This window comes from Comamonas sp. C11, from assembly GCF_024496285.1.
Taxonomy (GTDB): Bacteria; Pseudomonadota; Gammaproteobacteria; order Burkholderiales; family Burkholderiaceae_C; genus Comamonas; species Comamonas testosteroni_F.
Window position 1 is genome coordinate 1,718,976 of record NZ_CP101743.1, and the last position, 23,954, is coordinate 1,742,929.

Sequence of the window (23,954 nt, forward strand, 5' to 3'; positions counted from 1 at the left end):
GGTGTCTTACTCCGTGAATTGAATGGAACAGCTGCCCATGCCGGCGATGACCATCTCGAAGCGGTCGCCGGCAGCAGCGGGTACCAGGGGGGCGAGGGAGCCCGAGAGAATGACCTCGCCTGCCTTGAAGGGAATGCCGAACGCCCCCAGGGTGTTGGCCAGCCAGGCCACCGCCTCGGCGGGATGTCCTTGCACGGCGCTGCCCAGGCCAGAGCCTGCGGGTTGGCCGTTCCTGCGCATCTGCATGGCGGCAGCGGCCAGGTCCAGCGAAGCAGGGTCTGTGTGCTGCTTGCCGATCACGAAGACGCCGCAGGATGCGTTGTCGGCCACGGTGTCCTGGATCTTGATCTTCCAGTCCTTGATGCGCGAATCGACGATCTCGAAGCAGGGTGCTACCCATTCGGTAGCGGCCAGCACATCTTCCTTGGTCACACCCGGGCCTTGCAGATCCTTCTTGAGCATGAAGGCAATTTCGCCTTCGGCGCGAGGCTGGATCAGGCCGGATGCCTTGAGCGAGACGGCGGCGCCGTCTTCATACTCCATGCTGTCGGTCAGAAAGCCGAAGTCGGGCTGGTGCACATTCAGCATGTCCTGCACGGGCTTGGAGGTCACGCCGATCTTCTTGCCGATCACGCGCTCGCCCGATGCTTCGCGCAGGCGCAGCATGTGCAGGGAGATGTGATAGGCGTCCTCCACCGTCATCTCCGGGAAGCTGTCGGTCAGCGGTGCCAGCGTCCTGGCGGTGCGCAGCGCGTCATACAGGCGCTGGCCTTGCTGTTCGATGAATTGCTTGTCACTCATATTTGTCGCTCGCGGTGGCTTCAACCGTTCTTCATGAAGTCGATGCAGGTACGGTTGAACATCTCGCGATGCTCGACCTGCACCCAGTGGCCGCACTGGTTGACCAGCACCACGCGGCAGTTCTTGATGCCCTTGGCCAGCTTGTCGGCACCGCCCACGGGGTTGAAGGCGTCCTGCATGCCCCAGAAGCCCAGCACATTGCACTTCAGATCGGGCAGTTGCTCTGTCATATTGGGGATGTACAGACGCTGGCGCGAGGCTTCGGTCTGGGTCAGGGCAATGGGCGCACGCTCATTGATGATCTCGTCCGTCAGCAGTGACTGATCCACCACCTGCATGCTCATGACGGCGCGCATGGCTTCTGGGCCCGTCTTGCCCGACTTGTAGACATTGAACATATTGGCAATGCCGGGCATGGTCATATAGGCTTCGAACTCTTCCACGCCACCGGGTGCCATGAGGATCAGGCTCTTGACATCCTCGGGGTACTTGAGCGCATAGCCCAGCGCCACGGCGCCACCCAGCGAGTTGCCCAGCAGGGTGATGTTCTTCAGACCCAGCTGATCCACCAGTCCCTTGACGCCGGCGATGAAGAAATCCATGTCGTACTGCCTGGGCTCCTCGGTCTTGGACGAGAGGCCGTAACCGAGCAGGTCGGGAACGATGGAGCGGAAGCCCGCAGTCGCAAACTCGGGGTAGTTGCCCTTGAAGTTGCTGTAGCCGCTGGCGCCGGCGCCCGCGCCGTGCAGGAAGATGACGGGGTCACCCGATCCCTGTTCGTGGTAGTGCACGCGCTGGGGATGGCCGGCCACGTTGCCGATGTCCACATATTTGCCTTCTGGGATGGAAAAAATGTTCATCTCTGTTCTTTATGCTTGGAGTGGATAGACGAAGGCTGTCTCCGGCCTTCGGGTGAGAAATCCTGGATGACGAGGCTTTTCAAGCCCTGGCTTGCCAGAGCTTGGGCAGGCCGGGGTCGGTGGCGGCGATCGCCTTTTTGAGCAGATTGCGCAGCGTGGCTGCTTCCATCTCGCCAAGACTGGCTATCAGATCGGTTTCCACGGCCTTGGCTGCGGCCAGTACATGCAAGATGGCTTCGTTGCCCAGGGGCGTGAGCTGCAGCGACTCGGCGCGCTCGCGGCTTTCCTCCACCCAGCCTTTGCTGATCAGCGACTGCAGGGCCACGGCTCCGATGTCGGTGCCGGTGTAGGCCATGTGAGATGCAATTTCGGCAGGCGACTGGGGCTGCTGGATGCTCAGCAGCGAGAGCACGTAAAAATCGGCATCGGTCATGCCGTAAGCCGCCATGGGCTTGCGCAAGCCGCTCAGGAATTGAAAGTGCGCGCGGCCCATCAAATATCCGATCAGGTTTTCCGAGTAGACGGTATTGGTGTCTGCTGCAGGTTCGCTGGCCACGGCGTTGGCCTTGCGTGAAGCCAGGGCGTAACCGCCGGTCACGTAGAGAAGGGGGGGGTGCGGGTTGGCGTCGTAGTCGGTCACCTCGCCCACAAAGATGATGTGGTCGCCGCCGTCGTACTGAAATGCGGTCTTGCACCTGAAGCGCGCGCTGCAGTCCTGCAGCAGCGGGGCATGTGCTTCCTCGGAGTCCAGCGGCAGGCCGGAGAACTTGTCTTCGCCAGCACGGGCAAAGCGGTTTGACAGGGCTTCTTGCTCGTTGGAGAGGATGTGCACATTCCAGGTGTCGGCGTTCTGGAATACAGGCAGGCTGCGGGCGTTCTTGGCCAGGCTCCACAAGACCATGGGAGGCTCCAGCGAAACCGAGTTGAAGCTGTTGGCAGTGATTCCTACGGGCTCGCCATTCCCGGCACGGGTGGTGACGATGGTGACCCCGGTGCCAAACATGCCCAGGGCGCGGCGGAAGTCTTTGGGGTCGAAGGTTGCTGCAGTGCTTTGCATGGGGTGAATGTCTCCTTGGTGCAAGAGTGCTGCGAACAGGGCTTTTATGAATCCTTCACATGGACTAGCAGCGCAAAACAGGGCTTGGTGTTTGTCCTAGGCTCAATGTTTTTGCTGTGCGGGCTCAGGCTTTGAGGAGGTCCGGAAACGCCAGATTCATCGTTAGTCTGATCGGACGATGAACGGAAAATTGCATGGTGAGAGCATTTCTGTCATAGGCGAAAAGGCCTTGCCCACCACACCACAAGCCGTCCGGTGGAGCGGCAACTGGAGACCTGAATGAACACAATGACAGATAACTACCTCACCCCTGATGCGCTGGCCGTGATCGAGCGTGCCAAGGCCCTGGCGCCCAGGCTGGCGGCACGCGCGCAGCAGGCGGATCGCGAAGGAAAGATCAGCGACGAAACCGTTCAGGAGATGGCTGAGGCGGGTCTGTTCCGTGTGCTGCAGCCCAAGCGCTGGGGTGGCTATGAAATGGATCCCCGTGTGTTCTACAGCGTTCAGATGGAACTGGCCAAGGGCTGCATGTCCACGGCCTGGATTTACGGGGTGGTCGGCGTTCACCCCTGGCAGCTGGCGCTTTTCCCCGACCAGGCCCAGCAAGATGTGTGGGGCAAGGATAACGGGGTGCGTATCGCCTCGACCTATATGCCTACCGGCAAGGCCGAGCCCGTGGAAGGCGGTTTCAGGTTCAACGGTCGCTGGAGTTTTTCCACCGGCTCCAAGCATTGCGACTGGCTGTTTCTCGGCGGTCTGCTGCCCAAGCGTGATGGTACGCCTGGCCTGGAGCATGTGACTTTTCTGGTGCCCAAGGCGGACTATCGCATTGAGGACAACTGGGATGTGCTGGGGCTGCGCGGCACTGGCAGTCATGACATCGTGGTGGAAAACGCGTTTGTCCCGGCACATCGCATCCAGTACACCAACGACCACAGCGATGTGGGCTGCCCCGGCCGCACGGAGAACACCAGCTGGCTGTTCCGCATCCCCTTTACCCATGTGTTCCAGCGTGCGGTGTCCACCGCCTGTCTGGGCGCGCTGGAAAGTGCCATCGCTTCGTTCACCGAGCGCGCGACGGCGCACGTTGGAAAGCATGGCAACAGGATGGCCGAGGATGTGAACGCCCAGACGGCCGTGACCGAAGCCACGATTGCGCTGGACCAGCTCAAGATGGTGCTGTTCCGCAATTACGCACGCATTGTGGATGCGGCCAAGACGGGTATTCAGCTGACGCTGGAAGAGCGTCTGCTGCAGCGTGCTCAGGCGTCATACGTTCCCAAGCTGACGGGCTTTCATGCCAATGAGCTGATGCGTGCCTGTGCAGCCAGCGGCACTTTCAAGAACAATCCCATCGAGCGCATCTTCCGCGACATCCATCAGGGACGCACCCACATTGCGAACAACACGGATGCCTATGTGCGCGCCTATGGCTCGCATGTGCTGGGCATTCCCAACCAGGAACCCTTTGTCTGATTGAATTCAGGCCAAGCTGCGGCAGCGCTCCCATAGTGGAGGCTGCCGCCAGCGTGTATTTGCGACAGTCCATCCATAAAACAAAGATTGACGGAGACAAGGTATGGCAGAACAAGAATATGACCTGATCGTCGTGGGGTCGGGGGCAGGGGCCATGCTGGGCGCCATTCGCGCGCAGGAGCAGGGCCTCAAGACTCTGGTGGTGGAGAAGACCGAGCTGTTCGGCGGCACTTCGGCCCTGTCGGGCGGCGGCATCTGGATTCCGCTCAATTACGACCAGAAGACCGCCGGCATCAAAGACGATCTGGAAACCGCATTTGGCTATATGAAGCGCTGTGTGCGCGGCATGGTGACGGATGACCGAGTGCTGGCCTATGTGGAAACCGCCAGCAAGATGGCCGAGTACCTGCGCCAGATCGGCATCCCTTATCGAGCCATGGCCAAGTATGCGGATTACTACCCCCATATCGAAGGTTCCAGGCCCGGTGGCCGCACCATGGATCCGGCTGACTTCAATGCCGCCAGGCTGGGCCTGACGGCACTGGAAACCATGCGCCCCGGCCCTCCCGGCAATCAGTTGTTCGGCCGCATGAGCATCAGTGCCTTCGAGGCGCATTCCATGCTCTCGCGCGAGTTGAAGTCGCGCTTCACCATCCTGGGCATCATGCTCAGGTACTTCCTGGACTACCCCTGGCGCAACAAGACCAAGCGTGATCGTCGCATGACGGGCGGCCAGGCGCTTGTGGCAGGTCTGCTGACTGCGGCCAACAAGGTCGGGGTCGAGATGTGGCGCAACTCTCCGCTCAAGGAGCTGGTGCAGGATGCATCGGGTCGTGTGACGGGTGTCATCGTTGAAAGGAATGGTCAGCGCCAGCAGATCAACGCCAGACGTGGCGTGTTGTTGGGTGCGGGTGGCTTTGAGCGCAATCAGGAGATGCGTGACCAGTATCTGAACAAGCCCACCAAGGCAGAGTGGACGGCAACCCCTGTGGGAGGCAATACCGGTGATGCTCACCGGGCCGGTCAGGCCGTGGGTGCGCAGCTGGCGCTGATGGACTGGTCCTGGGGCGTGCCCACCATGGATGTTCCCAAGGAGCCGGCCTTTCGCGGCATTTTCGTGGAGCGCTCGCTGCCGGGGTGCATGGTTGTCAACAGCAGGGGGCAGCGCTTTCTCAACGAGTCCGGCCCTTATCCGGAATTCCAGCAGGCCATGCTGGCCGAACATGCCAAGGGCAATGGCGGCGTGCCCGCATGGATTGTGTTCGACGCCAGCTTCCGGGCACAGAACCCCATGGGGCCGCTGATGCCTGGCTCGGCGGTGCCGGACAGCAAGGTACGCAAGAGCTGGCTGAACAATGTCTACTGGAAGGGCGAGACGCTGGAAGATCTGGCCCGTCAGATTGGAGTGGACGCTGCTGGGCTGCAGGACAGTGCGCGTCGCATGACCGAATTCGCCAGAGCTGGCAAGGACCTGGACTTTGACCGGGGCGGCAATGTGTTTGACCGTTACTACGGCGATCCGCGTCTCAAGAATCCCAACCTTGGTCCCATCGAGAAAGGTCCGTTCTACGCCATGCGCCTGTGGCCCGGAGAGATCGGCACCAAGGGGGGGCTGCTCACCGATAGAGAGGGGCGTGTGCTCGATACGCAAGGCCGGATCATCGAGGGGCTGTACTGCGTGGGCAACAACTCCGCTTCCGTCATGGGGCCAGCCTATGCCGGCGCAGGCTCCACTCTGGGGCCGGCCATGACATTTGCCTTCCGCGCCGTGGCCGACATGCTAGGCAAACCCTTGCCCCTCGAGAACCCGCATCTGCTGGGCAAGACGGTTTGATCAGGAGGCGCGGAAATGTCCAGTTTCAAAAAGCATGTCAGCACCATCAATCCGGTGGGAGCGGTCTTGGATGTGGAGTCGGCCGATGAGGTCCAGTGGTCCGATGCCAGCGATGTGGTGGTGGTCGGCTGGGGGGGCGCGGGTGCCAGTGCAGCAATTGAGGCGCGCGAGCAGGGGGCCGAAGTTCTGGTGATAGATCGCTTCAGCGGCGGTGGCGCCAGTGTGCTGTCAGGCGGTGTGGTCTATGCCGGTGGTGGTACCCGATATCAGAAGGAGGCAGGCTTCGAGGATTCGCCCGAAGCCATGACTGCCTACCTCAAGCATGAGGTCAATGGTGTGGTCAGTGACGAGACTCTGGCTCGCTTCAGCCGCGACAGCGTGGCCAACCTGAACTGGCTGGAAAAGCAGGGCGCCACCTTTGCGTCGACCATGCCTGCGTACAAGACCTCCTATCCGGCCGATGGCATGTATCTGTACTACTCGGGAAACGAAGTGGTGCCCGCCTACGGCAACCCGCAGCTGGCCAAGAAGCCCGCACCGCGCGGTCACCGCGTGGTGGCCAAGGGGCAGTCGGGAGCGACGTTCTTCGCCGCGCTGCAAAAATCCACATTGGCGCACGGAGCCCGTACATTGACGCAGGCCCGCGTCCAGCGCCTGGTGCGCGAGAAGGACAGCGGCCGTGTATTGGGCGTGGAGGTGATGGTGTTGCCCGAAGGCGATCCACGTACCGAACGCCACAAGAAGCTCGATGAGCTGGTGGCCAAGTGGCGTTTGTATCAGGCGCCACGTGCCCAGGCGGGTCGTCGTGAAGCTGCGCAGATCGAGAGCGAGATCGGCGAGAAGCGCTACATCCGTGCCCGCAAAGGTGTGGTGCTGTCCACTGGCGGCTATATCTTCAATTCGGACCTGCTGGAGCGACATGCGCCGGCTTACAAGCCCGGCTGGCTGACCGGTGCTGCGGGCTGCGATGGCTCCGGTCTGCGGCTCGGGCAATCCGTGGGAGGGATCGCTCAGGATCTGAACAATATCTCGGCCTGGCGCTTCATCACGCCACCCTCGGTCTGGCCCAGAGGTCTGGTGGTCAATACCAAAGGCGAGCGTTTCTGCAACGAACAGGTCTACGGTGCCAAGCTCGGCTACGAGATGATGGAAAAGCAGGGGGGGAAGGCCTGGCTCATCATTGATAGCAAGCTGCGCAGGCAGGCTGCCTGGCAGTGCCTGTTTGGCGGTTTGTGGGGCTTCCAGTCCATGCCCGCGCTGGCGCTGATGTACAAGGTCGCGATCAAGGGCAAATCTGTCGCCGACTTGGCCAAAAAGCTTCGCATGGATGCAACAGTGCTGCAGCTCCAGTTCGATCGCGCCAATGCCGCTGCACGCGGTGAGATCGAAGACCCGTTGGGCAAGTCCCAGGACATGCGCCATGAGTTCAAGGGCGGCTCGCTGTTTGCCATCGATATCTCCATCAGCCAGAAGATGTTTCCGCTGGCCGTCCTGAGCCTTGGTGGCCTCAAGGTCAACGAGGACAACGGTGCAGTGATTGACGGTGCCGGCTATGACATTCCCGGTCTGTATGCTGCGGGGCGCACCGCCATTGGTGTGGCTTCCTCGCGTTATGTGAGCGGCTTGTCCCTGGCCGACTGCGTGTTCTCGGGCCGCCGAGCGGGCAAGGCGGCGGCGCTTGAGGATGAAAAGTCCCTGGCTGGCCAGGCCGCGCGCCAGCAGGCATCCGCTGTGGAGAGCGTCAGTTCCTGACCCCGTGGATTGGGGACGATCTTGTGCCGGGGCGCCAGTGCAAGGTTGCACAAAAAGAGTGAGTGAGCAAGGGGTAAGAATAAATGAGCAGTGAAGCCACAACAACCGCGTCGCGGTATCACCCGCTGCGCGTGCGCGCGGTGATTGACGAGACGCACGATACCAAGTCAATTGTGTTCGAGGTGCCAGAGGCTCTGGCTGAGCAATTCAGCTATAGGCCCGGCCAGTTTCTGACTCTGCGACTGCCTATCGAGGGCCGCTATGTGCCTCGCTGCTACTCCATGTCCAGTGCCCCGATGCTCGACGATGCCTTGCGGGTGACTGTCAAGCGCGTCGACAAGGGACGAGGTTCCAACTGGGTTTGCGACAGGGTTCAGGTGGGTGACTCCATCGAGCTGATGCCTCCCTCGGGCCTGTTCTCGCCCCGGAATCTGTCTCAGAACTTTTTGCTGCTGGCCGGTGGCAGCGGAATCACACCGGTGTTCTCCATCTTGCGCACCGTACTCAAGCAGCATCAGGGCAATGTGGTGCTGTTCTATGCCAACCGCGATGAGCGCTCGGTCATCTTCAGGAAGGACCTGCAGCAGCTGGCGGCCGAGTATCCAGATCGCCTGCAGGTCATTCACTGGCTGGACTCTGTGCAAGGCGCACCTTCGCAGAAGCAGCTCGCAGCCTGGGCCACGCCCTGGGTGGCCGATGCAGGCCAGGCCTTTATCTGCGGGCCGGGCCCCTTCATGGATGCCGCGCAGGCCGCGATGATCGAGGCCGGCATGCCTGCCGAGCAGGTACATGTGGAGCGCTTTGTCTCTCTGCCTGACGAGGAGACTCTGCAACTGATGCAGGAGGCAACTGCTCCCGTGGAGGCAGCTGTCGACCAGGCCCTGGTGCAGCTGCGTCTGGACGGCGAGGAATACGAATTCAACTGCAGTGGCACGGAGACCATTCTGGAGGCCGGACTGCGCGCTGGCATCAATGTGCCCTACTCCTGCCAGGCCGGCATGTGCGCATCCTGCATGTGCCAGGTGCAGGACGGCAGCGTACATCTGCGACACAACGAAGTGCTGGATGCCAAGGATCTGTCCAGGAAGTGGACGCTGGCCTGTCAATCCGTGCCCACCAGTGAAAAGCTGCGCGTCAAATTTCCGGAGTAACTTATGTCGAAACCCAACCAGAATGCGATGCCCGAGTCTTCGCTGACCTTGCCCGGGATGCTGGCTGACGTGGTCAGCCGCTTTGCCGGTCGCGCGGCGATTGTCGAAAACGGCAAGTCCATCAGCTATGCCCAGCTGCAGCAGCTGAGTCGCCTGGCTGCACGTGCCTTGATGAGTCTGGGTGTGCAGGCTGGGGATCGTGTGGCTCTGTGGGCGCCGAATCTCAGCGAGTGGATCGTTGCCGCCTGTGGTGTGCATGCTGCGGGCGGCGTGCTGGTGCCCTTGAACACCCGCATGAAGGGCGCCGAGGCTGCCGATATTCTCGAGCGCAGCCGTGCCAGGGTGCTGGTGTGCGTGGGTGACTTCCTGAACAACTACTACCCGGATCTGCTGAACGGCCTGCGTCCTGTCACACTGCATCAGGTGGTGGTGCTCGGTGACAAGGTGCTGCTTAGCGCAGATATGAACTGGGCGCAGTTCATGGCCAGGGCCGATGGCACGACTGCCGAAGCCCAGCAGCAGCGTGAAGCCCGGATCAAGCCTGACGATACGGCCGATCTGATGTTCACTTCCGGCACCACGGGACGTCCCAAGGGAGTGATGTGCGCGCACCGCCCGACGATTCTGGCTTTCAAGGCCTGGTCGGAGGTGGTAGGCTTGACCGAAGGCAGCCGATACCTGATCGTCAATCCGTTCTTTCACACCTTTGGCTACAAGGCCGGCTGGGTGGCAGCCTTGCTGCAGGGCTCTACCGTCTATCCCGAGCAGGTATTTGATGCGCAGGCCATCTTGCGTCGCATCGAGAGCGACCGTATCAGCTTCTTGCCAGGCCCGCCGACCCTGTTTCTGTCCATGCTGGCGCATCCAGGGCTCAAGAATTTCGATCTGAGTTCTTTGAAGTCCTCCGTGACCGGTGCTTCCACAGTACCTCCCATTCTCATCAAGCGCATGCGCGAGGAGTTGGGCATCCAGAATGTCACCACGGCCTACGGCCTGACGGAGTGCGGTGGTTGTGCCACGCTCTGCGAACCCTCCGACAATGTGGAAACCGTGGCCAATACCTGTGGCAAGGCCCTGCCGGGGACCGAGGTGCGCTGTGTGGACGAGCAAGGACAGCCTGTTGCTCCAGGCGAAGCCGGGGAGGTGCTGCTGCGCGGCTATCACATCATGCAGGGCTACTTCGAGGATGAGAAGGCCACGGCAGAAACCATTGATGCAGATGGCTGGTTGCATACCGGCGATGTGGGCGTGCTTGACGAGCGCGGCTATCTGCGCATTACCGACCGCCTCAAGGATATGTTCATCGTGGGCGGCTTCAACTGCTACCCTGCAGAAATCGAGCGCATGCTGTCCAACCACCCCGAGGTGGCGCAGGTTGCCGTGGTCGGGGTGGCAGACGAGCGCATGGGCGAGGTAGGCTGTGCCTGCGTGGTGGCACGCGACGGCGTGGCACTGGACCAGGAGGCCTTCATCGCCTGGTGCCGTGCCAATATGGCCAACTACAAGGTGCCGCGCTTTGTGCTGCAGCTCGATGGCCTGCCCGTCAATGCCTCCAACAAGGTGCAAAAGCGCGATCTGCTGCAGATCGTCAAGAGCAGGCTCGCACCTGTTTCACAGCCGGCCTGAACAGGACTATCTGAAAAAGCCGGGCGGTTTTCGGAAAGTGGCTGAAAATCGTGGCTATAATTCGAGTCTGCTCTGTAAGGCGCACAGCTTTTCAGAAATGCGGGAATAGCTCAGTTGGTAGAGCGATACCTTGCCAAGGTATAGGTCGACGGTTCGAACCCGTTTTCCCGCTCCAGATTTTGAAAAGGGAAGCAAAAGCTTCCCTTTTTTATTGCATTGGTCGCCTGGCTGATGCAATACTTCTCGCTGGCGCCCGGCGCCGGTTGTGAAGTGGGCCCCGATGGTGAAATTGGTAGACACTGCAGACTTAAAATCTGCCGCTTTTAACGAAGCGTACCGGTTCGATTCCGGTTCGGGGCACCAGAATTGAAAAGCCTGCTATATCTTGTGTAGCGGGCTTTTTTATTTGTGACTTGATTAGCCGTTGCTGCCCGCAGTCTTGCTGAAGGTGGGAAAATTCAGCCACTGCGATGCTGTAGGGCAGTGGGCGTCAAGGCTTGGTCAAGGCGCTTGGAAAAGTCCTGGCTTCGATGCAATATGGCTCGCAGTTCTGTCATGCTGACGAGGCCTGCACTCCCAGAGAAAAAAGATGTCTAGTTACAACGCTGCTTTTGAAATTCATGTCCACGGACAGGTTCTGCTCCGTGCTGATGTTACGTATGAGCAGCTGCAAGATGCATTGCGCCCCTTGTGGGCCTATGCTGGTGCGCGCTCATTGACTGATGGCGAGGGAAGTCTCTATGAAGAAGAGCCCGGCATTCAGTTCGACGCCAAGGAACATCTGCTGCAGATGTGCTGGACCGTGCGTGGTGACGATGACTTTCGTCAGTCCCTGGACGATATGTGCATGGGGCTCAACGAGCTGGCCGAGCAGGGTTCGCCCATCGAGGTGACTTTCTACGACACCGAGTTCGATGAGGAAGAGGCTCCTGCCGAGGCGCAAAGCCGCGATGACTTCCTGATGCTGTTTGTCGGCCCCAATCCCGCAGCCATCATGCAGGTGCAGCGCGATTTGCTGGTGCAGGATGTCATCAACATGATGGAGCGTCACTTTGACGGCGCAGAGCTCGGCGGAGTGGTGCAAGAGATTGACAAGCTGTTCTCGCAGCGCTTCGAAGCCCTGGTCAGCTCGCTGGAACTGGGCAAGCCGCCACGTGGTGGATCGGGGGGCTCGGCCTCCGGTCATGGTGGCAATCGCCGCCCTCGTCATTTGCATTGATTCGTTCGGTCATTCGCTGACTAAGCCCTCCGGGCTACAGTCCCGAGACTGTGGTGGAGGGCTTGTCTTTTGTCATGAAGCCCATTCCTACACCCAAGTATTCAGGAGCCGTCACTCAGCAACTGCGCAAGGACAGGGCTGCGCGCGTCAGCGTGGGCGAAGAAGGGACGAATGCATCCGTGCCGCTGGCATTGCCCTATCTCTCGGGCTACGCGCCATCGCTGCAGAATCAGGTGCGCGACTGGCTGCTCTCGGGCAAGGCCGGTGACTGGCTGCTGCGCAAATATCCGCAGGCCCATTCGGTTCGCACGGACAGGGCGCTCTATGACTATGTCGATGCGTTCAAGGTGCAATATCTGCGCAATGCAGGGCAGTTGCACAAGGTGGCCTACGACAGCAAGATTCATGTAGTGCGCAATGCCCTGGGTCTGCATACGCGGCGTGCGATTGCGCATGGAGGCCGGCTCAATGCCCGGCACGAGATCCATGTGGCGGCCATGTTCAAGCAGGCGCCTGATGCCTTTTTGCGCATGATTTGCGTGCATGAGCTGGCGCATATCCGCATCATGGATCACGACAAGGCTTTCTATCAGTTATGCACGCATATGGAGCCTGATTACCATCAGTTGGAGTTCGATGTGCGTTTTTATCTCAGTTATCTGGACCAGGGCGGCCAACTGCTCTGGGTCTGATGGCGCAGATCAGGCGGGGGTGGGCATCGCGCTGGGCGAGCACACGTGGACGGCCTGGCTGCAATCGACGGGCAGATCCAGCCAACGCTGGGCCGCGGCCTGCATGGCCGTCAGGCGGCCGGTTGTCATGAGCTGTATCTGATCGGCCTGGGCCAGCTGCAGCGACCCATCGGTCTCGGCTCCCAGCAGATTGCGCTGCTCAAGCATGCGCCGGGTCTGGCGTGCCACCGGGGCGCCGGTGTCCAGGAACTGAATATCGGGCCCCAGCAGGGTGCGCAAATCGTCCTTGACAAACACATAGTGGGTGCAGCCCAGCACCAGCGTATCCATCTGCCCTGTCTTATGGCCGAAACTGCCTAAAGCGCTTGTGTACTTTGCGCAGAGTGCTCTGATCTCCGTGGCGCCTGCATCCTCGGGCAATGCCAGCTCCGTGCTTTGCTCGATCGCCCTGGCCAGGCCGTCGCAGGCTTGGAGGTGGAACTCGGCGCGCTGGCCATGCTCCGACACCAGGCGCGCCACGCGTTGGCTGGAGATGGTGCCTCGGGTCGCTATCACGCCCACATGATGGGTCTGGCTGGAAAAAGAGGCTGGCTTGATGGCCGGCTCCACGCCGATGACGGGCAGTTGCGGCAGGCGTTCGCGCAACAGTTCCACGGCCGCAGCGGTGGCTGTATTGCAGGCAATCACGAGAATCTTGATGTCGTGCTGCTCCAGCAGGTATTTCGCAATGGCCAGACTGCGCTCCTGCACAAATGCATCGCCGCGCGCATCGCCATAGGGCGCATTGCCGCTGTCGGCCAGATAGACAAACTGCTCGTGCGGCAGCTCATGGCGCAGTGCCTGCAGCACGCTGAGGCCGCCCACACCGCTATCAAAAATACCGATGGGGGAGTGAGGAGTGGGCATGGTGCATGAGATAGGTTGGGGCGATGTTGCGGCCGTCAGTATGCGCCGCTTTGCGTGCCGGCTGCGTGTCCAGGGCTATGGTTTATCAGGAGTTTGAGCTGCTCTGGGTTGCAGGCAAGCCGCAGACCGGACAGAAATTATCACCATGACCGACTTCATGCCCGGCCGGGCAGTGGCGGGTCTTGAGCATGGAAGGCAGGTTCCAGCTCGAGAAGAAGATGCAAAACGCCATGCTGTAGAAGATCATCCAGTGGCCCGAGAACACGCGTAGGCCGTGCTGCTGCTCGGCCATGCCGCCCGCAATGCCGAGAAAAAAGTTGGCAAAAGCGTAGATGAAGATCGCGTAAGCGCTGTTGCGCATCCAGGCGGGGCAGCCTGCGAGCACCTTCTTCCAGGAAAACTGCAGGCGATTGCCGTTGTTGATGCGCTGAGCAATCAGTACCGCAGGCATCCAGACGGCAAAAATCCCGATGCTCATGACGCTTGTGAATATTCCCAGAGCATCTGGAGGTAAGTGCGTTTCAAGTGCATCGATCTGCCCTGCAAATGCTGCCAAGTGTGTGATTGCACTGAGTGCAAAGCCCATTCCGGAAATCAGCATCAATGGTGGCAGAAGAATTTGCATGGCGGCTTGAAAAGACAAAAAAAGGAGCTTAGAGCGCTTGTTTGCTGCTGGTTTCAGAAGTCATTCAGATAGTTTTTTATTGTGGCACAGCGATCAATGCTCATCTTTTTGCAGTGGGGCCGCCAGACGAATGCTGTCCACAAGCCTGCCGAAGTAGCTTTCGCGCATGGACAGCAAGGCGGGCAACGGGGCAGATGGCAGGCTGTCGTAGCCATCTTCATCAATGCAGAATTCGAAAAACAGGTAGTCAACTTCGGGCAGCTTGAGCTGATGGCGGCAGGCGTGACGGCCCGAGCCCCGTTTTTTTTGGGCCATGGTCTGCATGCTGGTATTGCTTCCCAGGACTGCCGTATAGACCATGGGCAGAGTGGCCGCCAGGTTGAACCAGAGCATGAAAGTCATGAAAGCGGTGCATAGCAAGGCCATCAGCCAGCGCTTGATGGGGCCGTAGCCGAGCCAGGGGCCTGCGGGTTGCCAAAGTCCCAGTCTATGGAGTCTTAGCAACCAGATGCCGGCTGCTGCGGTAAGTGCCAGCGCCAGATGCAGCGCGATCAGCTGCCAATGCGCATCGGGTATGAAGCTGCGCCAGAAAATGGGGGCGAGTGCGCCCATCATCACCGCCATGAAAGCGACGATCAGCCATTTCTGTGGATTGGAGGTTTCAGGTTTCCAGAGCCAGTTCATGCTTGTTGCATCTGTTGGGGTGGTGCAGGTGGTTTGATCTGAGCCAGGTTCAAAGGGTTTTTCGCATACGCGCGTTGCTCAGGGCAATGCCACGTATGACGGGGATTTGTTGGCGTTGTAGCTCAAAGCCGAAATGTGCGAAGAAAGCCTGGGCATTGAGACTGACATCGGCGCTCAGCTCAGGCAGGCCGCTTTGCCGTGCTGTCAGTTCGATATGTGCATGCAGCAATCGGCTCACGCCCTGGCGGGCGTATTGCGGAGCCACAAAAAAGTGGTCGACATAGCCATTGGCCTGCAGATCGGCATAACCCATGGGTAAGTCATCGGCGCAGAAGGCGACAAAAGGCTTGAGTGTCTGGATGCGCTGACGCCACTCCATCCAGTCGGGGCGCTGTGGCGCCCAGGCATCAAGCTGTACCTGGCCGTAGTGATTCACTGCCAGTTGATGAACAGCATCGTGAAACACCTGCCATGGCGCGATTTCATCTCCGGGGCGATAGCTGCGTACATGCATGGGTTGGCAGATTGATTGGGTTTGGCAAAAATGCTTTGCAGCAGCAGATGTATGACATCGGTGCAGTGCGCAAGGGCGGCTGTGGAAGCACTTCTTCATCTGCATGCAACCCGCTGTTTTGATGAATTTTCTGTCATCAAATGAAGGTGAACGGTGGTCTAAAGTCTGTGAAATGCTCAGGTTTTTATAGCGGAAAAAATAACGCCAACCTCTAGAATGATCCGCCCATGCCCTTGATATACCTCATCCTCCTACCTTTTGCAGGCAGCCTTCTGGCTGCCTTATTGCCTGCGAACGCGCGCAATACTGAATCAACACTCGCGGGTGTGATTGCGCTGATATGCGCTATTCAGGTGGGAATGCTGTTCCCGGAAATGGCTGATGGAGCGGTGCTCAGGCAGGAGATTTCCTGGCTGCCGGCGCTGGGGCTGAACCTGGTGATCCGCATGGACGGGTTTGCCTGGCTGTTCTCCATGCTGGTTTTCGGCATCGGTGCGCTGGTGGTGCTCTACGCGCGCTACTACATGTCGCCCACTGATCCTGTACCGCGCTTTTTCTCGTTTTTCCTGGCCTTCATGGGGGCCATGGCGGGGGTGGTGCTCTCGGGAAACATCATTCAGCTGGTGTTTTTCTGGGAGCTGACCAGTCTTTTCTCGTTTCTGCTGATTGGCTACTGGTATCACCGCAAGGACGCACGCCGGGGCGCGCGCATGGCATTGACGGTCACGGGCACGGGCGGGCTGGCCATGCTGGTGGGCATGCTGGTGCTGGGTCATATCGTGGGCAGCTATGACCTCGACAATGTGCTGGCTGCTGGGCAGCAGATTCGCGACAGTCACCTCTATCTGTTGGCATTGGTGCTGATTTTGCTTGGTGCGCTCACCAAAAGTGCTCAATTCCCATTCCAGTTCTGGCTGCCCAATGCCATGGCGGCGCCTACGCCCGTGTCGGCCTATCTGCACTCTGCGACCATGGTCAAGGCCGGCGTGTTTTTGCTGGCACGGCTGTGGCCGGTGCTGGCAGACACCGATGCATGGTTCTGGTTGGTCGGTGGAGCCGGTGCCATGACGCTGTTGATTGGCGGCTATTGCGCGATGTTCCAGCATGATCTCAAGGGCTTGCTCGCGTACTCAACGATTTCGCACCTGGGTCTGATTACCTTGCTGCTGGGCCTGAACAGCAAGCTGGCCGCCGTGGCCGCAGTTTTTCACATCATGAATCACGCGACCTTCAAGGCTTCGCTGTTCATGGCTGCAGGCATTGTGGACCATGAAAGCGGCACGCGTGACATCCGGCGTCTCTCGGGTTTGCGCTTCATGATGCCGATCACGGCCACGCTGGCCTGTGTGGCCAGTGCCGCGATGGCTGGTGTGCCGCTGCTCAACGGATTCATCTCCAAGGAAATGTTCTTTGCCGAGACGGTCTATCTGGATGCAGCGCCCTGGGTCAAGACCGTGCTGCCCGTGGTTGCGACCGTGGCGGGTATGTTCAGCGTGGCCTATTCGCTGCGCTTTACGTTCGATGTCTTTTTTGGCCCCCAGGCAAACGATCTCCCTCACGAGCCGCACGAGCCACCGCACTGGATGCGCGTGCCGGTGGAGCTGCTCGTCCTGGCTTGCCTGATCGTCGGCATCTTCCCGGCCTGGGCGGTGGGCGGTTTTCTGGCTGTCGCTGCGACTCCAGTCGTAGGCGGTGACTTGCCTCAGTACAGTCTGGCCATCTGGCATGGCTGGAACATGCCGCTGATCATGAGCCTGGTGGCGCTGGCCGGCGGTATCGTGCTCTACACCATGCTGCGCTGGCAGCGAACGGTCGGACACTTCGACACCACGCCCGTGCTGGGCCGTGTCAGCGGTCGCAAGATTTTTGAGAATCTGCTGGCTCGCATCACCTGGCTGGGCAGGGCAGGGCGCCGCAGTCTGTCCACGCGCCGCCTGCAGTGGCAGATGCTGTGGCTGGTCTGCGTTGCTCTGGTGGCAGCAGCATTGCCAATGTGGCTATGGGGCATGAAGCTGGGCAATCGCGGCACTTTGCCCGTGTCTTCGGCTTTTGTGCTGCTCTGGGCGATTGGCTGCCTGTGTGCACTGGGCACAGCCTGGAAAGCCAAGTACCACCGGATGACCGCATTGATCATGCTCGGCGGCACGGGGCTGTGCACGGTGCTGACCTTCCTCTGGTTCTCGGCTCCCGATCTGGCTCTGACCCAGCTGGTAGTTGAAGTCGCCACCACGGTGCTGATCCTGCTGGGGCTGCGCTGGCTGCCTAAACGGGACAAGAATATGCGTGCGGCCGATAACGCCGATGCCAGGGCCAAGGCACGCCGCCTGCGCGATCTGGTGCTGTCGCTGATTGTCGGCGGCGGCATGGCCTGGCTGGCGTTTGCCATGATGAGCCGGCCTTTCTATGAAAGCACCTCCACCTTCTTCCTCGAAAACGCGCTGGGCGGCGGTGGCGGCACCAATGTGGTCAATGTGATGCTGGTGGACTTCCGCGGCTTCGATACCTTTGGCGAAATCGTGGTGCTGGGCATTGTGGCCATCGTCATCTATGCGCTGCTGCGCCGCTTCCGTCCCGCACGCGAGGCCATGGACATCCCGGAGCAGCAGCGCTATGTGCCTGGCGATTTGCAGACCGACCTGCTCAACCCGCGCAATGCCAGCGATACAGCCGTGGGCTACCTGATGGTGCCAGCTGTGCTGGTGCGGCTGCTGCTGCCGTTTGCGACGCTGGTGGCTGCCTATATCTTTGTGCGCGGCCATAACCAGCCTGGCGGCGGGTTTGTGGCGGGGCTGGTGTTTTCGGTCGCCTTGCTGATGCAATACATCATCTCGGGCACGCATTGGGTGGAGGCGCATCTGCCGCTGTATCCGCGTCGCTGGATTGCCGCGGGTCTGCTGTTTGCACTGGGCACGGGCCTGGGCTCTGTGGCCGTTGGCTACCCCTTCCTGACCAGCCACAGCTTTGACTTTTCGCTGCCGTTGGTGGGGCATGTGCATCTCGCCAGCGCCACCTTCTTCGATATTGGCGTGTTTGCGCTGGTGGTGGGATCCACCATGCTGATCCTGACAGCGATCGCTCACCAGTCGGTGCGCGGACATCGCTTCCATGCGCGCTTGCTGGAAGAGCAGGAACAAGAGGCCAGGAAGGCCGAGGCCGAGGTGCAGGCCGCCACAGCTGCAGCACTGGCAAGGGGAGGTATGTAATGGAAATCGTTCTGGCCATTGCCATCGGTGTGCTCACCGGCTCGGGCGTCTGGCTGCTGCTGCGCCCGCGCAGCTACCAGGTCATCATGGGGCTGGCGCTGCTGTCATATGCCGTCAATCTGTTCATTTTCTCCATGGGACGTCAGGGCCTGTCGATCAACAAGGTGCCGGTGCTGCAAAACGGTGTACCGACCGATTTGTCGCACTATGCCGACCCCATGCCACAGGCCCTGGTGCTGACCGCCATCGTCATCGGCTTTGCCATGACGGCGCTGTTCCTGGTCGTGCTGCTGGCATCGCGCGGCGCTTCTGGAAACGACCATGTGGATGGCATGCACTCGCGTACCGAACAGGAAATGCTATGACCGGGTGGATTGAGCATCTGATGCCGCACCTGATGCTGGCTCCCATCATGCTGCCCATGCTGACGGCAGCGCTGATGCTGTTTTTGCGTGAAGAGCGTCAGCGCCTGAAGCTGGGCATGAACATCCTGTCCACCACTGTCAGTCTGGTGATCGTGGTCATGCTGCTGGGCTGGACCAACCAGGCGGGCTCTGCCGTCACCATGTCGGTCTATATGCCCGGCAACTGGCCGGCGCCCTTTGGCATCGCGCTGGCGCTGGACAGGCTGACTGCCCTGATGCTGCTGGTCACCTATGTGGTGGCACTGGCCGCGCTGGTGTTTTCCGCTGCGCGCTGGCACAAGGCCGGAGTGCACTTCCACCCCTTGTTCCAGCTGCAGCTGATGGGGCTCAGCGGGGCCTTCATCACGGCAGACCTGTTCAATCTGTTTGTGTTCTTCGAGATCATGCTGGCAGCCTCTTACGGTTTGCTGCTGCATGGTTCCGGCAGCACGCGCATTCAGGCAGGTCTTCACTATATCGCCATCAATCTGGCAGCGTCTTCGCTGTTCCTGATCGGCGTGTCCATGCTCTACGGCATTACCGGAACGCTCAATATGGCCGATCTGGCCCGGGCCATTCCGCAGGTGCAGGATGCTGACCGCGGCCTGCTGCATGCGGCAGCGGGTGTGCTGGGCACGGCATTTCTGATCAAGGCGGCGCTATGGCCGCTGAACTTCTGGCTGGTGCCAGGCTACAGCGCGGCGACCGCGCCCGTGGGCGCCCTGTTTGCGCTCATGACCAAGGTGGGGGTCTATGTCATCTTGCGCCTGTGGACCCTGCTGTTCAGCTCGGAAGCCGGGGCATCGGCCCTGTTTGGCAGCACCTGGCTGATCGTGGGCGGCATGCTGACCATGGCTTTTGGTGCCATCGGCATGCTGGGCTCGCAGCGGCTGACCCATCTGGCGGGCTTCGCCGCCATTCTTTCGTCCGGCACTCTGCTGGCCGCGACGGGTTTTGGCCAGAATCTGCTGACTGCGGGCCTGCTGTATTACCTGCCGGGCTCCACGCTGGCCGTGGCGGCCCTGTTCCTGATTGCCGATGTGGTAGACCGCTGGCGCGTGGATGACGATGCGGGCGAGCCCTATGAGGACAATGAAGCGCCATTCCTCAATGCAGAACTGTTGCCCACCGAAGGCTTCAATCTCGACGATGATGAAGAGCTCATGATCGGCCGGGCCTTCCCGGCAGCGGCGGCTTTTCTGGGTCTGAGCTTCATGGCCTGCACCTTGCTGATCTCGGGCCTGCCGCCACTGTCCGGCTTTCTCGGCAAATTTGCCATGCTGACCAGTCTGCTCAACCCGCTGGGCATGGGTACATCCAGTGGAGTGAAGGCAGGTCCGCTGGGCTGGAGCATGGTGGCCTTGCTCATCATCACGGGTTTGATGGCGTTGGTGGCACTCACGCGCACCGGCATCCGGCATTTCTGGGCCAATCCGGAGCAGAACGCGCCATCACTCAAGGTGGCGGAAGGCTTGCCCATCGTCGCACTGCTGCTGTGCTGTGTGGTGCTGACGATCAAAGCCGATGACGTGATGCGCTATACCCAGCGGGCTGCCAATGCACTGCATTCGCCCGATGTCTATGTGCGTACCGTCCTGGGTCTTGCTCCGGTCCCCGCGCCCAAGGAAAAGAAGGCTCAGGAGGCCGCGGGTCCCGAGGCGGCGGCACGTGCTGCAGCGCTGGAAATGCAGGCGGAGCCCGTCCCGGGTATTGGCGATGAAAGCGAAGCTGCGCAGGATGCCGCTACTCAGACCGCAGCCTCGGCTCAGAAAGAGGAGGGCCGTCCATGAAGAACATCATGAAATCCATCTTCCCGGCACCGCTGCTGTCGGTGGCTCTGCTGGTGCTGTGGTTGCTGCTCAACCGCTCGGTCAGTGCCGGCCAGATCTTGCTGGGCCTGATCCTGGGTCTGCTGATTCCCGTGCTGCTGCGCGGCCTGCGCCCCTTGCCGGTGCGGGTCAGCCATCCGCTGAGCATTCTCAAGCTGGCATTTCGTGTGGTCTGCGACACCTCGGTCTCCAACTTCAATGTGGTGCGGTTTCTGCTGCTGCCTCGCATGCGCAAGCATCCGGCGGCCTTTGTCCATATTCCTCTCGAGCTGCGCGATCCCAACGGACTGGCAGTACTGGCCATGATCGTCTGCCTGACGCCCGGCACTTCCTGGGCCGAGATTTCGCGTGACCGCTCCATGCTGCTGCTGCATGCGCTGGAGGTGGAGGATGCCAGGAAGCTGGCTGACTTTGTGAAGTCTCGCTACGAGAGCCTGCTGATGGAGATTTTCGAATGAATCCCTGGTTTTATTGGGTGCTGATGGCATCTCTGGTCATGCTGCTGGCGGCCATGGGGTGCTCGGTGTTGCGCCTGCTCAAGGGGCCGCATGCGCAAGACCGCGTGCTGGCACTGGACTGCATGTACCTCAACGGCATGCTGGCCATGCTGGTCATGGGTATTCTGTATGACAGCACCAACTATTTTGAGGCGGCCTTGCTGGTGGCCCTGTTCGGCTGCGTCGGCTCCACGGCCATGGCCAAGTTTCTGCTGCGCGGCGAGGTGATCGAATGAGTACCGAGGTCATTGGCGTGGATCTGCCGCTGTGGGCCCAGATTCTGGTGGCGGCCCTGGTCTTCGGTGGTTCGCTGATTGCTCTCATGGGCTCGGTAGGGCTGCTGCGGCTCAAAAGCTATTTCGAGCGCGTGCATGCGCCCTCCATCATCGCCACCATGGGCTGCTGGCTCATCATGCATGCCACCTGGATTTACTTTTCCGTCAGCGGTCAGGGCTTTGTCATGCACTCGGTGCTGATTGCCATCTTCATTGCCGTGACCGTGCCCATCACCACCATCTTCCTCATGCGCGCAGCGCTGTTTCGCTCGCGCCGAGCAGGAGAGAGCGTACCGCCCACGCTCAGCAACCTGGTGCGCAACGAACCTCTGGACGAGGAAGAGGCAGCCGAAGCCGACGAAAAACCATTGGCGAACAAAGGCTGAAATCCTTGGAGTCCAAGCCCTGCAGGGTGGCCGTCTTGCGCTAGATTGGCAGCCATGCTCAATATTGTTGCCATCTGCATCGGTGCCTGCCTGGGCGCCCTGTCGCGCTGGGGGCTGGGACTATGGCTTAGTGCCGGAGCCAGCATGCCATGGGGCACTCTTGCCGCCAATCTGATCGGCGGCTATCTGATCGGCGTCTTCATTGCGCTGTTTCAAGCCATGCCCCAGCTGGATCCGGCCTGGAAACTGGCCATCATCACCGGCTTTCTCGGTGCTCTGACCACGTTTTCCAGCTACTCGGCCGAGGTCATCGGCCTGCTGCAGCAGCAGCGCCTGGTCGCAGCCCTGGGCTGGACCAGCCTGCACCTGCTCGGCTCTCTGTTCATGACCTACATGGGCATGCTCAGCTGGAGCATCGGGTTCAGTCGTTAAGCTGGCAGACCATTTGTCACTATTGAGGCAAACTGCTTCAGCGTTTAGAGGCGAAATACTCTCATTGGCTATAGCTTTGTGAGCGTATAGTGCAAGCATCATCTGCACTACAAGTGCATTTGAGCTTGAAGTACTTGACGGATGGGCGGTCAGCGCTACGAAATCTTTAGGGATGGCTGTAGCCCGTGCCACTCAGCATTCTAAGAACCGAGGGTCCATGCAAATTTCTTCACCCCTGTCCGATACCGATCTGGCCAATGCCTGGGCCGAGCTGCACAACCAGGCCCATAACGGCAAAGAGCTGGAACCTCAATCCAACCGCCTTGCATTCGCCGATCCGGAGTTCATGTTCCGCCGTGAAACGCGTGGCATCCGCATGCAGCTGGAAATGCTCAAGCCGGATCTGACCCAGATCGAGCGCGGCATCAAGCACACTGTGGTGGTCTACGGAAGCGCGCGCTTTGTGGATATGGAGCAGGCGCGTCAGCAGCTTGCAGAAGCGAAGGCCAGTGGCGATACCCAGCGTATGGCGCTGGCCGAGCGCGGCATGCGCAATGCCGAGCGCTATGAGGCGGCACGTGCCTTTGCGCGCATAGTGGCGACCGAAGGCATGAAGCAGGCGCCCAGCGAGCGCTTTTACATCTGCACTGGCGGAGGTCCCGGCATCATGGAGGCGGCCAACCGCGGCGCGCATGATGCGGGTGCTCCCAATGTTGGGCTGAACATCTATCTGCCGCATGAACAGCATGGCAACCCTTACATCACGCCGGGGCTGAGCTTCAAATTCCACTACTTTGCGCTGCGCAAAATGCATTTCATGATGCGTGCCAAGGCGCTGGTAGCCTTCCCTGGCGGCTTCGGCACCATGGACGAGCTGTTTGAGGTGCTGACGCTGGTTCAGACCCACAAGAGCAAGCCTGTGCCCGTGATTCTGTTCGGCACGGAGTTCTGGAAGCGGGTGCTGAACTTCGACGTGCTGGTGGAAGAGGGCACCATTTCCGCCAAGGATCTGAACCTGTTCCGCTACACCGATGATCCGGCCGAGGCCTGGTCCTTCATCCAGCAGTTCTACAAGACCGGCTGGAACAACGGATAAGCGGTCACGCCAACCCCAAGCCGCCAGAAGGATTTCCTCTGGCGGTTTTTTATTGCGCATCAACGGATGGCCGATAGCTTCGGCGGAGTCAGCGCTCGGGCCTGGTTCTGCCTAAATGCCATGCAGCGATTGCTCGGCCAGTTGCTGGGCGCGCGCGATCGAAATGCCTTCATGCTGGTCGACGACCAGAGCATCGCTTTCTTCATCGCTGCGGTGCAGCACCACGCGCGGACGTGTACCGTCGGCCTGGATATGCACATCGGCCGGACGTGACTTTTGCGTGGGGTAGACAGCAATCAGATTGGACAGCCAGCCAAAGAAAGTCGGGTCTTCGGGCGGTTTGTCGTAGGAGTCCAGATAGCGGTGAAAGCTGGCTTCGCTGGCCGACACCCAGATGCCCCAGAGAAAGGGCTCGTCCACGCCATGAATCGGCACTTCCAGAATTGCGCGCACATAGTATTGCGTGCCTTCTGGGTGGGCGATGACGCAGAGGTCGTCGGTCAGCTGCGCCCATGCCTCGCGTTCTTGCTCGTTCAGGCGTCGGTAGGGCGCAGGGGCATCGAAAGCAAAGCTTGGCGATCCTTCGTGAATCTCATCGCATTTGCTGCATCGGTAGGCAAAGATGGCGGCCATGG

The 23,954-nt window shown here is 60.3% G+C and carries 23 protein-coding genes and 2 tRNA genes; 17 read left to right on the plus strand and 8 right to left on the minus strand.

Annotated features, from left to right (window positions below; translation table 11 throughout):
- Positions 1–6: 6 nt before the first annotated feature.
- From tesE to NOX35_RS07830, 3 genes are all read right to left on the minus strand, one after another.
- Entirely contained in the window at positions 7–801 is a 795-nt protein-coding gene (gene tesE, locus NOX35_RS07820; protein ID WP_256496294.1) for a 2-hydroxyhexa-2,4-dienoate hydratase TesE, read from the minus strand.
- Between the two features lie 20 nt (positions 802–821).
- Entirely contained in the window at positions 822–1,661 is an 840-nt protein-coding gene (locus NOX35_RS07825; protein ID WP_182286270.1) for an alpha/beta fold hydrolase, read from the minus strand.
- A 79-nt stretch (positions 1,662–1,740) separates the two neighbouring features.
- A complete protein-coding gene (locus NOX35_RS07830) occupies positions 1,741–2,718 on the minus strand; it encodes a flavin reductase (protein ID WP_182286271.1) in 978 nt (325 codons plus the stop codon).
- A gap of 288 nt (positions 2,719–3,006) precedes the next feature.
- Between NOX35_RS07830 and NOX35_RS07835 the strand changes: the two genes are divergently transcribed.
- From NOX35_RS07835 to NOX35_RS07875, 9 genes are all read left to right on the plus strand, one after another.
- Positions 3,007–4,194, plus strand: a complete 1,188-nt coding sequence (locus tag NOX35_RS07835; protein WP_182287129.1) for an acyl-CoA dehydrogenase family protein — start codon at positions 3,007–3,009, stop codon at positions 4,192–4,194.
- 103 nt (positions 4,195–4,297) lie between these two features.
- Positions 4,298–6,028, plus strand: coding sequence for an FAD-dependent oxidoreductase (locus NOX35_RS07840; protein ID WP_256496295.1), 1,731 nt, complete (start codon positions 4,298–4,300; stop codon positions 6,026–6,028).
- A 15-nt stretch (positions 6,029–6,043) separates the two neighbouring features.
- Positions 6,044–7,780, plus strand: a complete 1,737-nt coding sequence (locus tag NOX35_RS07845; RefSeq protein WP_256496296.1) for an FAD-binding protein — start codon at positions 6,044–6,046, stop codon at positions 7,778–7,780.
- Between the two features lie 83 nt (positions 7,781–7,863).
- A complete protein-coding gene (locus NOX35_RS07850; RefSeq protein WP_256496297.1) occupies positions 7,864–8,931 on the plus strand; it encodes a ferredoxin--NADP reductase in 1,068 nt (355 codons plus the stop codon).
- 3 nt (positions 8,932–8,934) lie between these two features.
- Positions 8,935–10,557, plus strand: coding sequence for a FadD3 family acyl-CoA ligase (locus NOX35_RS07855; protein WP_256496298.1), 1,623 nt, complete (start codon positions 8,935–8,937; stop codon positions 10,555–10,557).
- Positions 10,558–10,656: 99 nt separating this feature from the next.
- Positions 10,657–10,732, plus strand: a tRNA-Gly gene (locus NOX35_RS07860).
- A gap of 99 nt (positions 10,733–10,831) precedes the next feature.
- Positions 10,832–10,920 (plus strand) — tRNA-Leu (locus tag NOX35_RS07865).
- A 226-nt stretch (positions 10,921–11,146) separates the two neighbouring features.
- Positions 11,147–11,776, plus strand: a complete 630-nt coding sequence (locus NOX35_RS07870) for a DUF6806 family protein (protein ID WP_003061017.1) — start codon at positions 11,147–11,149, stop codon at positions 11,774–11,776.
- Between the two features lie 74 nt (positions 11,777–11,850).
- On the plus strand, positions 11,851–12,468 hold the full coding sequence (locus tag NOX35_RS07875) for a M48 family metallopeptidase (protein WP_182286276.1): 618 nt from the start codon (positions 11,851–11,853) through the stop codon (positions 12,466–12,468).
- 9 nt (positions 12,469–12,477) lie between these two features.
- Here the strand turns inward: NOX35_RS07875 and murI are convergent, their stop codons facing one another.
- The 4 genes from murI to NOX35_RS07895 form a co-directional block, all read right to left on the minus strand.
- Positions 12,478–13,374 (minus strand): glutamate racemase, encoded by an 897-nt coding sequence (gene murI / locus NOX35_RS07880; protein ID WP_182286277.1) that lies wholly within the window; start codon positions 13,372–13,374, stop codon positions 12,478–12,480.
- Between the two features lie 85 nt (positions 13,375–13,459).
- Entirely contained in the window at positions 13,460–13,852 is a 393-nt protein-coding gene (locus tag NOX35_RS07885; RefSeq protein ID WP_232538147.1) for a hypothetical protein, read from the minus strand.
- A gap of 240 nt (positions 13,853–14,092) precedes the next feature.
- Positions 14,093–14,683, minus strand: coding sequence for a hypothetical protein (locus tag NOX35_RS07890; RefSeq protein ID WP_256496299.1), 591 nt, complete (start codon positions 14,681–14,683; stop codon positions 14,093–14,095).
- Between the two features lie 49 nt (positions 14,684–14,732).
- The gene (locus tag NOX35_RS07895; protein ID WP_256496300.1) at positions 14,733–15,197 is read right to left on the minus strand and encodes a GNAT family N-acetyltransferase; all 465 of its coding nucleotides are present in this window, start codon (positions 15,195–15,197) and stop codon (positions 14,733–14,735) included.
- Between the two features lie 227 nt (positions 15,198–15,424).
- On the opposite strand from NOX35_RS07895, the gene NOX35_RS07900 reads away from it, so the two are divergent.
- The 8 genes from NOX35_RS07900 (at position 15,425) to NOX35_RS07935 (ending at position 23,319) form a co-directional block, all read left to right on the plus strand.
- Positions 15,425–18,400, plus strand: a complete 2,976-nt coding sequence (locus NOX35_RS07900) for a monovalent cation/H+ antiporter subunit A (RefSeq protein ID WP_182286280.1) — start codon at positions 15,425–15,427, stop codon at positions 18,398–18,400.
- Positions 18,400–18,765: a Na+/H+ antiporter subunit C gene (locus NOX35_RS07905; protein ID WP_182286281.1), complete on the plus strand. Its 366-nt coding sequence runs from the start codon at positions 18,400–18,402 to the stop codon at positions 18,763–18,765. Before NOX35_RS07900 ends, NOX35_RS07905 begins: the two co-directional genes overlap by 1 nt.
- Complete coding sequence (locus NOX35_RS07910) at positions 18,762–20,594, plus strand: monovalent cation/H+ antiporter subunit D (RefSeq protein ID WP_182286282.1); 1,833 nt, start codon at positions 18,762–18,764, stop codon at positions 20,592–20,594. The genes NOX35_RS07905 and NOX35_RS07910 overlap by 4 nt, the downstream gene beginning before the upstream one ends.
- Positions 20,591–21,091 carry a Na+/H+ antiporter subunit E gene (locus tag NOX35_RS07915; protein WP_182286283.1) on the plus strand — a complete coding sequence of 167 codons (501 nt, stop codon included), beginning with the start codon at positions 20,591–20,593 and terminating at the stop codon, positions 21,089–21,091. The genes NOX35_RS07910 and NOX35_RS07915 overlap by 4 nt, the downstream gene beginning before the upstream one ends.
- Positions 21,088–21,366 (plus strand): K+/H+ antiporter subunit F, encoded by a 279-nt coding sequence (locus NOX35_RS07920; protein WP_003057255.1) that lies wholly within the window; start codon positions 21,088–21,090, stop codon positions 21,364–21,366. The genes NOX35_RS07915 and NOX35_RS07920 overlap by 4 nt, the downstream gene beginning before the upstream one ends.
- A complete protein-coding gene (gene mnhG, locus NOX35_RS07925; protein WP_182286284.1) occupies positions 21,363–21,791 on the plus strand; it encodes a monovalent cation/H(+) antiporter subunit G in 429 nt (142 codons plus the stop codon). The genes NOX35_RS07920 and mnhG overlap by 4 nt, the downstream gene beginning before the upstream one ends.
- A gap of 54 nt (positions 21,792–21,845) precedes the next feature.
- Positions 21,846–22,223, plus strand: a complete 378-nt coding sequence (crcB, locus tag NOX35_RS07930; protein ID WP_182286285.1) for a fluoride efflux transporter CrcB — start codon at positions 21,846–21,848, stop codon at positions 22,221–22,223.
- 217 nt (positions 22,224–22,440) lie between these two features.
- A complete protein-coding gene (locus tag NOX35_RS07935) occupies positions 22,441–23,319 on the plus strand; it encodes a TIGR00730 family Rossman fold protein (RefSeq protein ID WP_182286286.1) in 879 nt (292 codons plus the stop codon).
- 111 nt (positions 23,320–23,430) lie between these two features.
- Here NOX35_RS07935 and NOX35_RS07940 read toward each other — a convergent pair whose 3' ends face one another.
- Entirely contained in the window at positions 23,431–23,952 is a 522-nt protein-coding gene (locus NOX35_RS07940; RefSeq protein WP_256496301.1) for a DUF2199 domain-containing protein, read from the minus strand.
- Positions 23,953–23,954 lie beyond the last annotated feature (2 nt).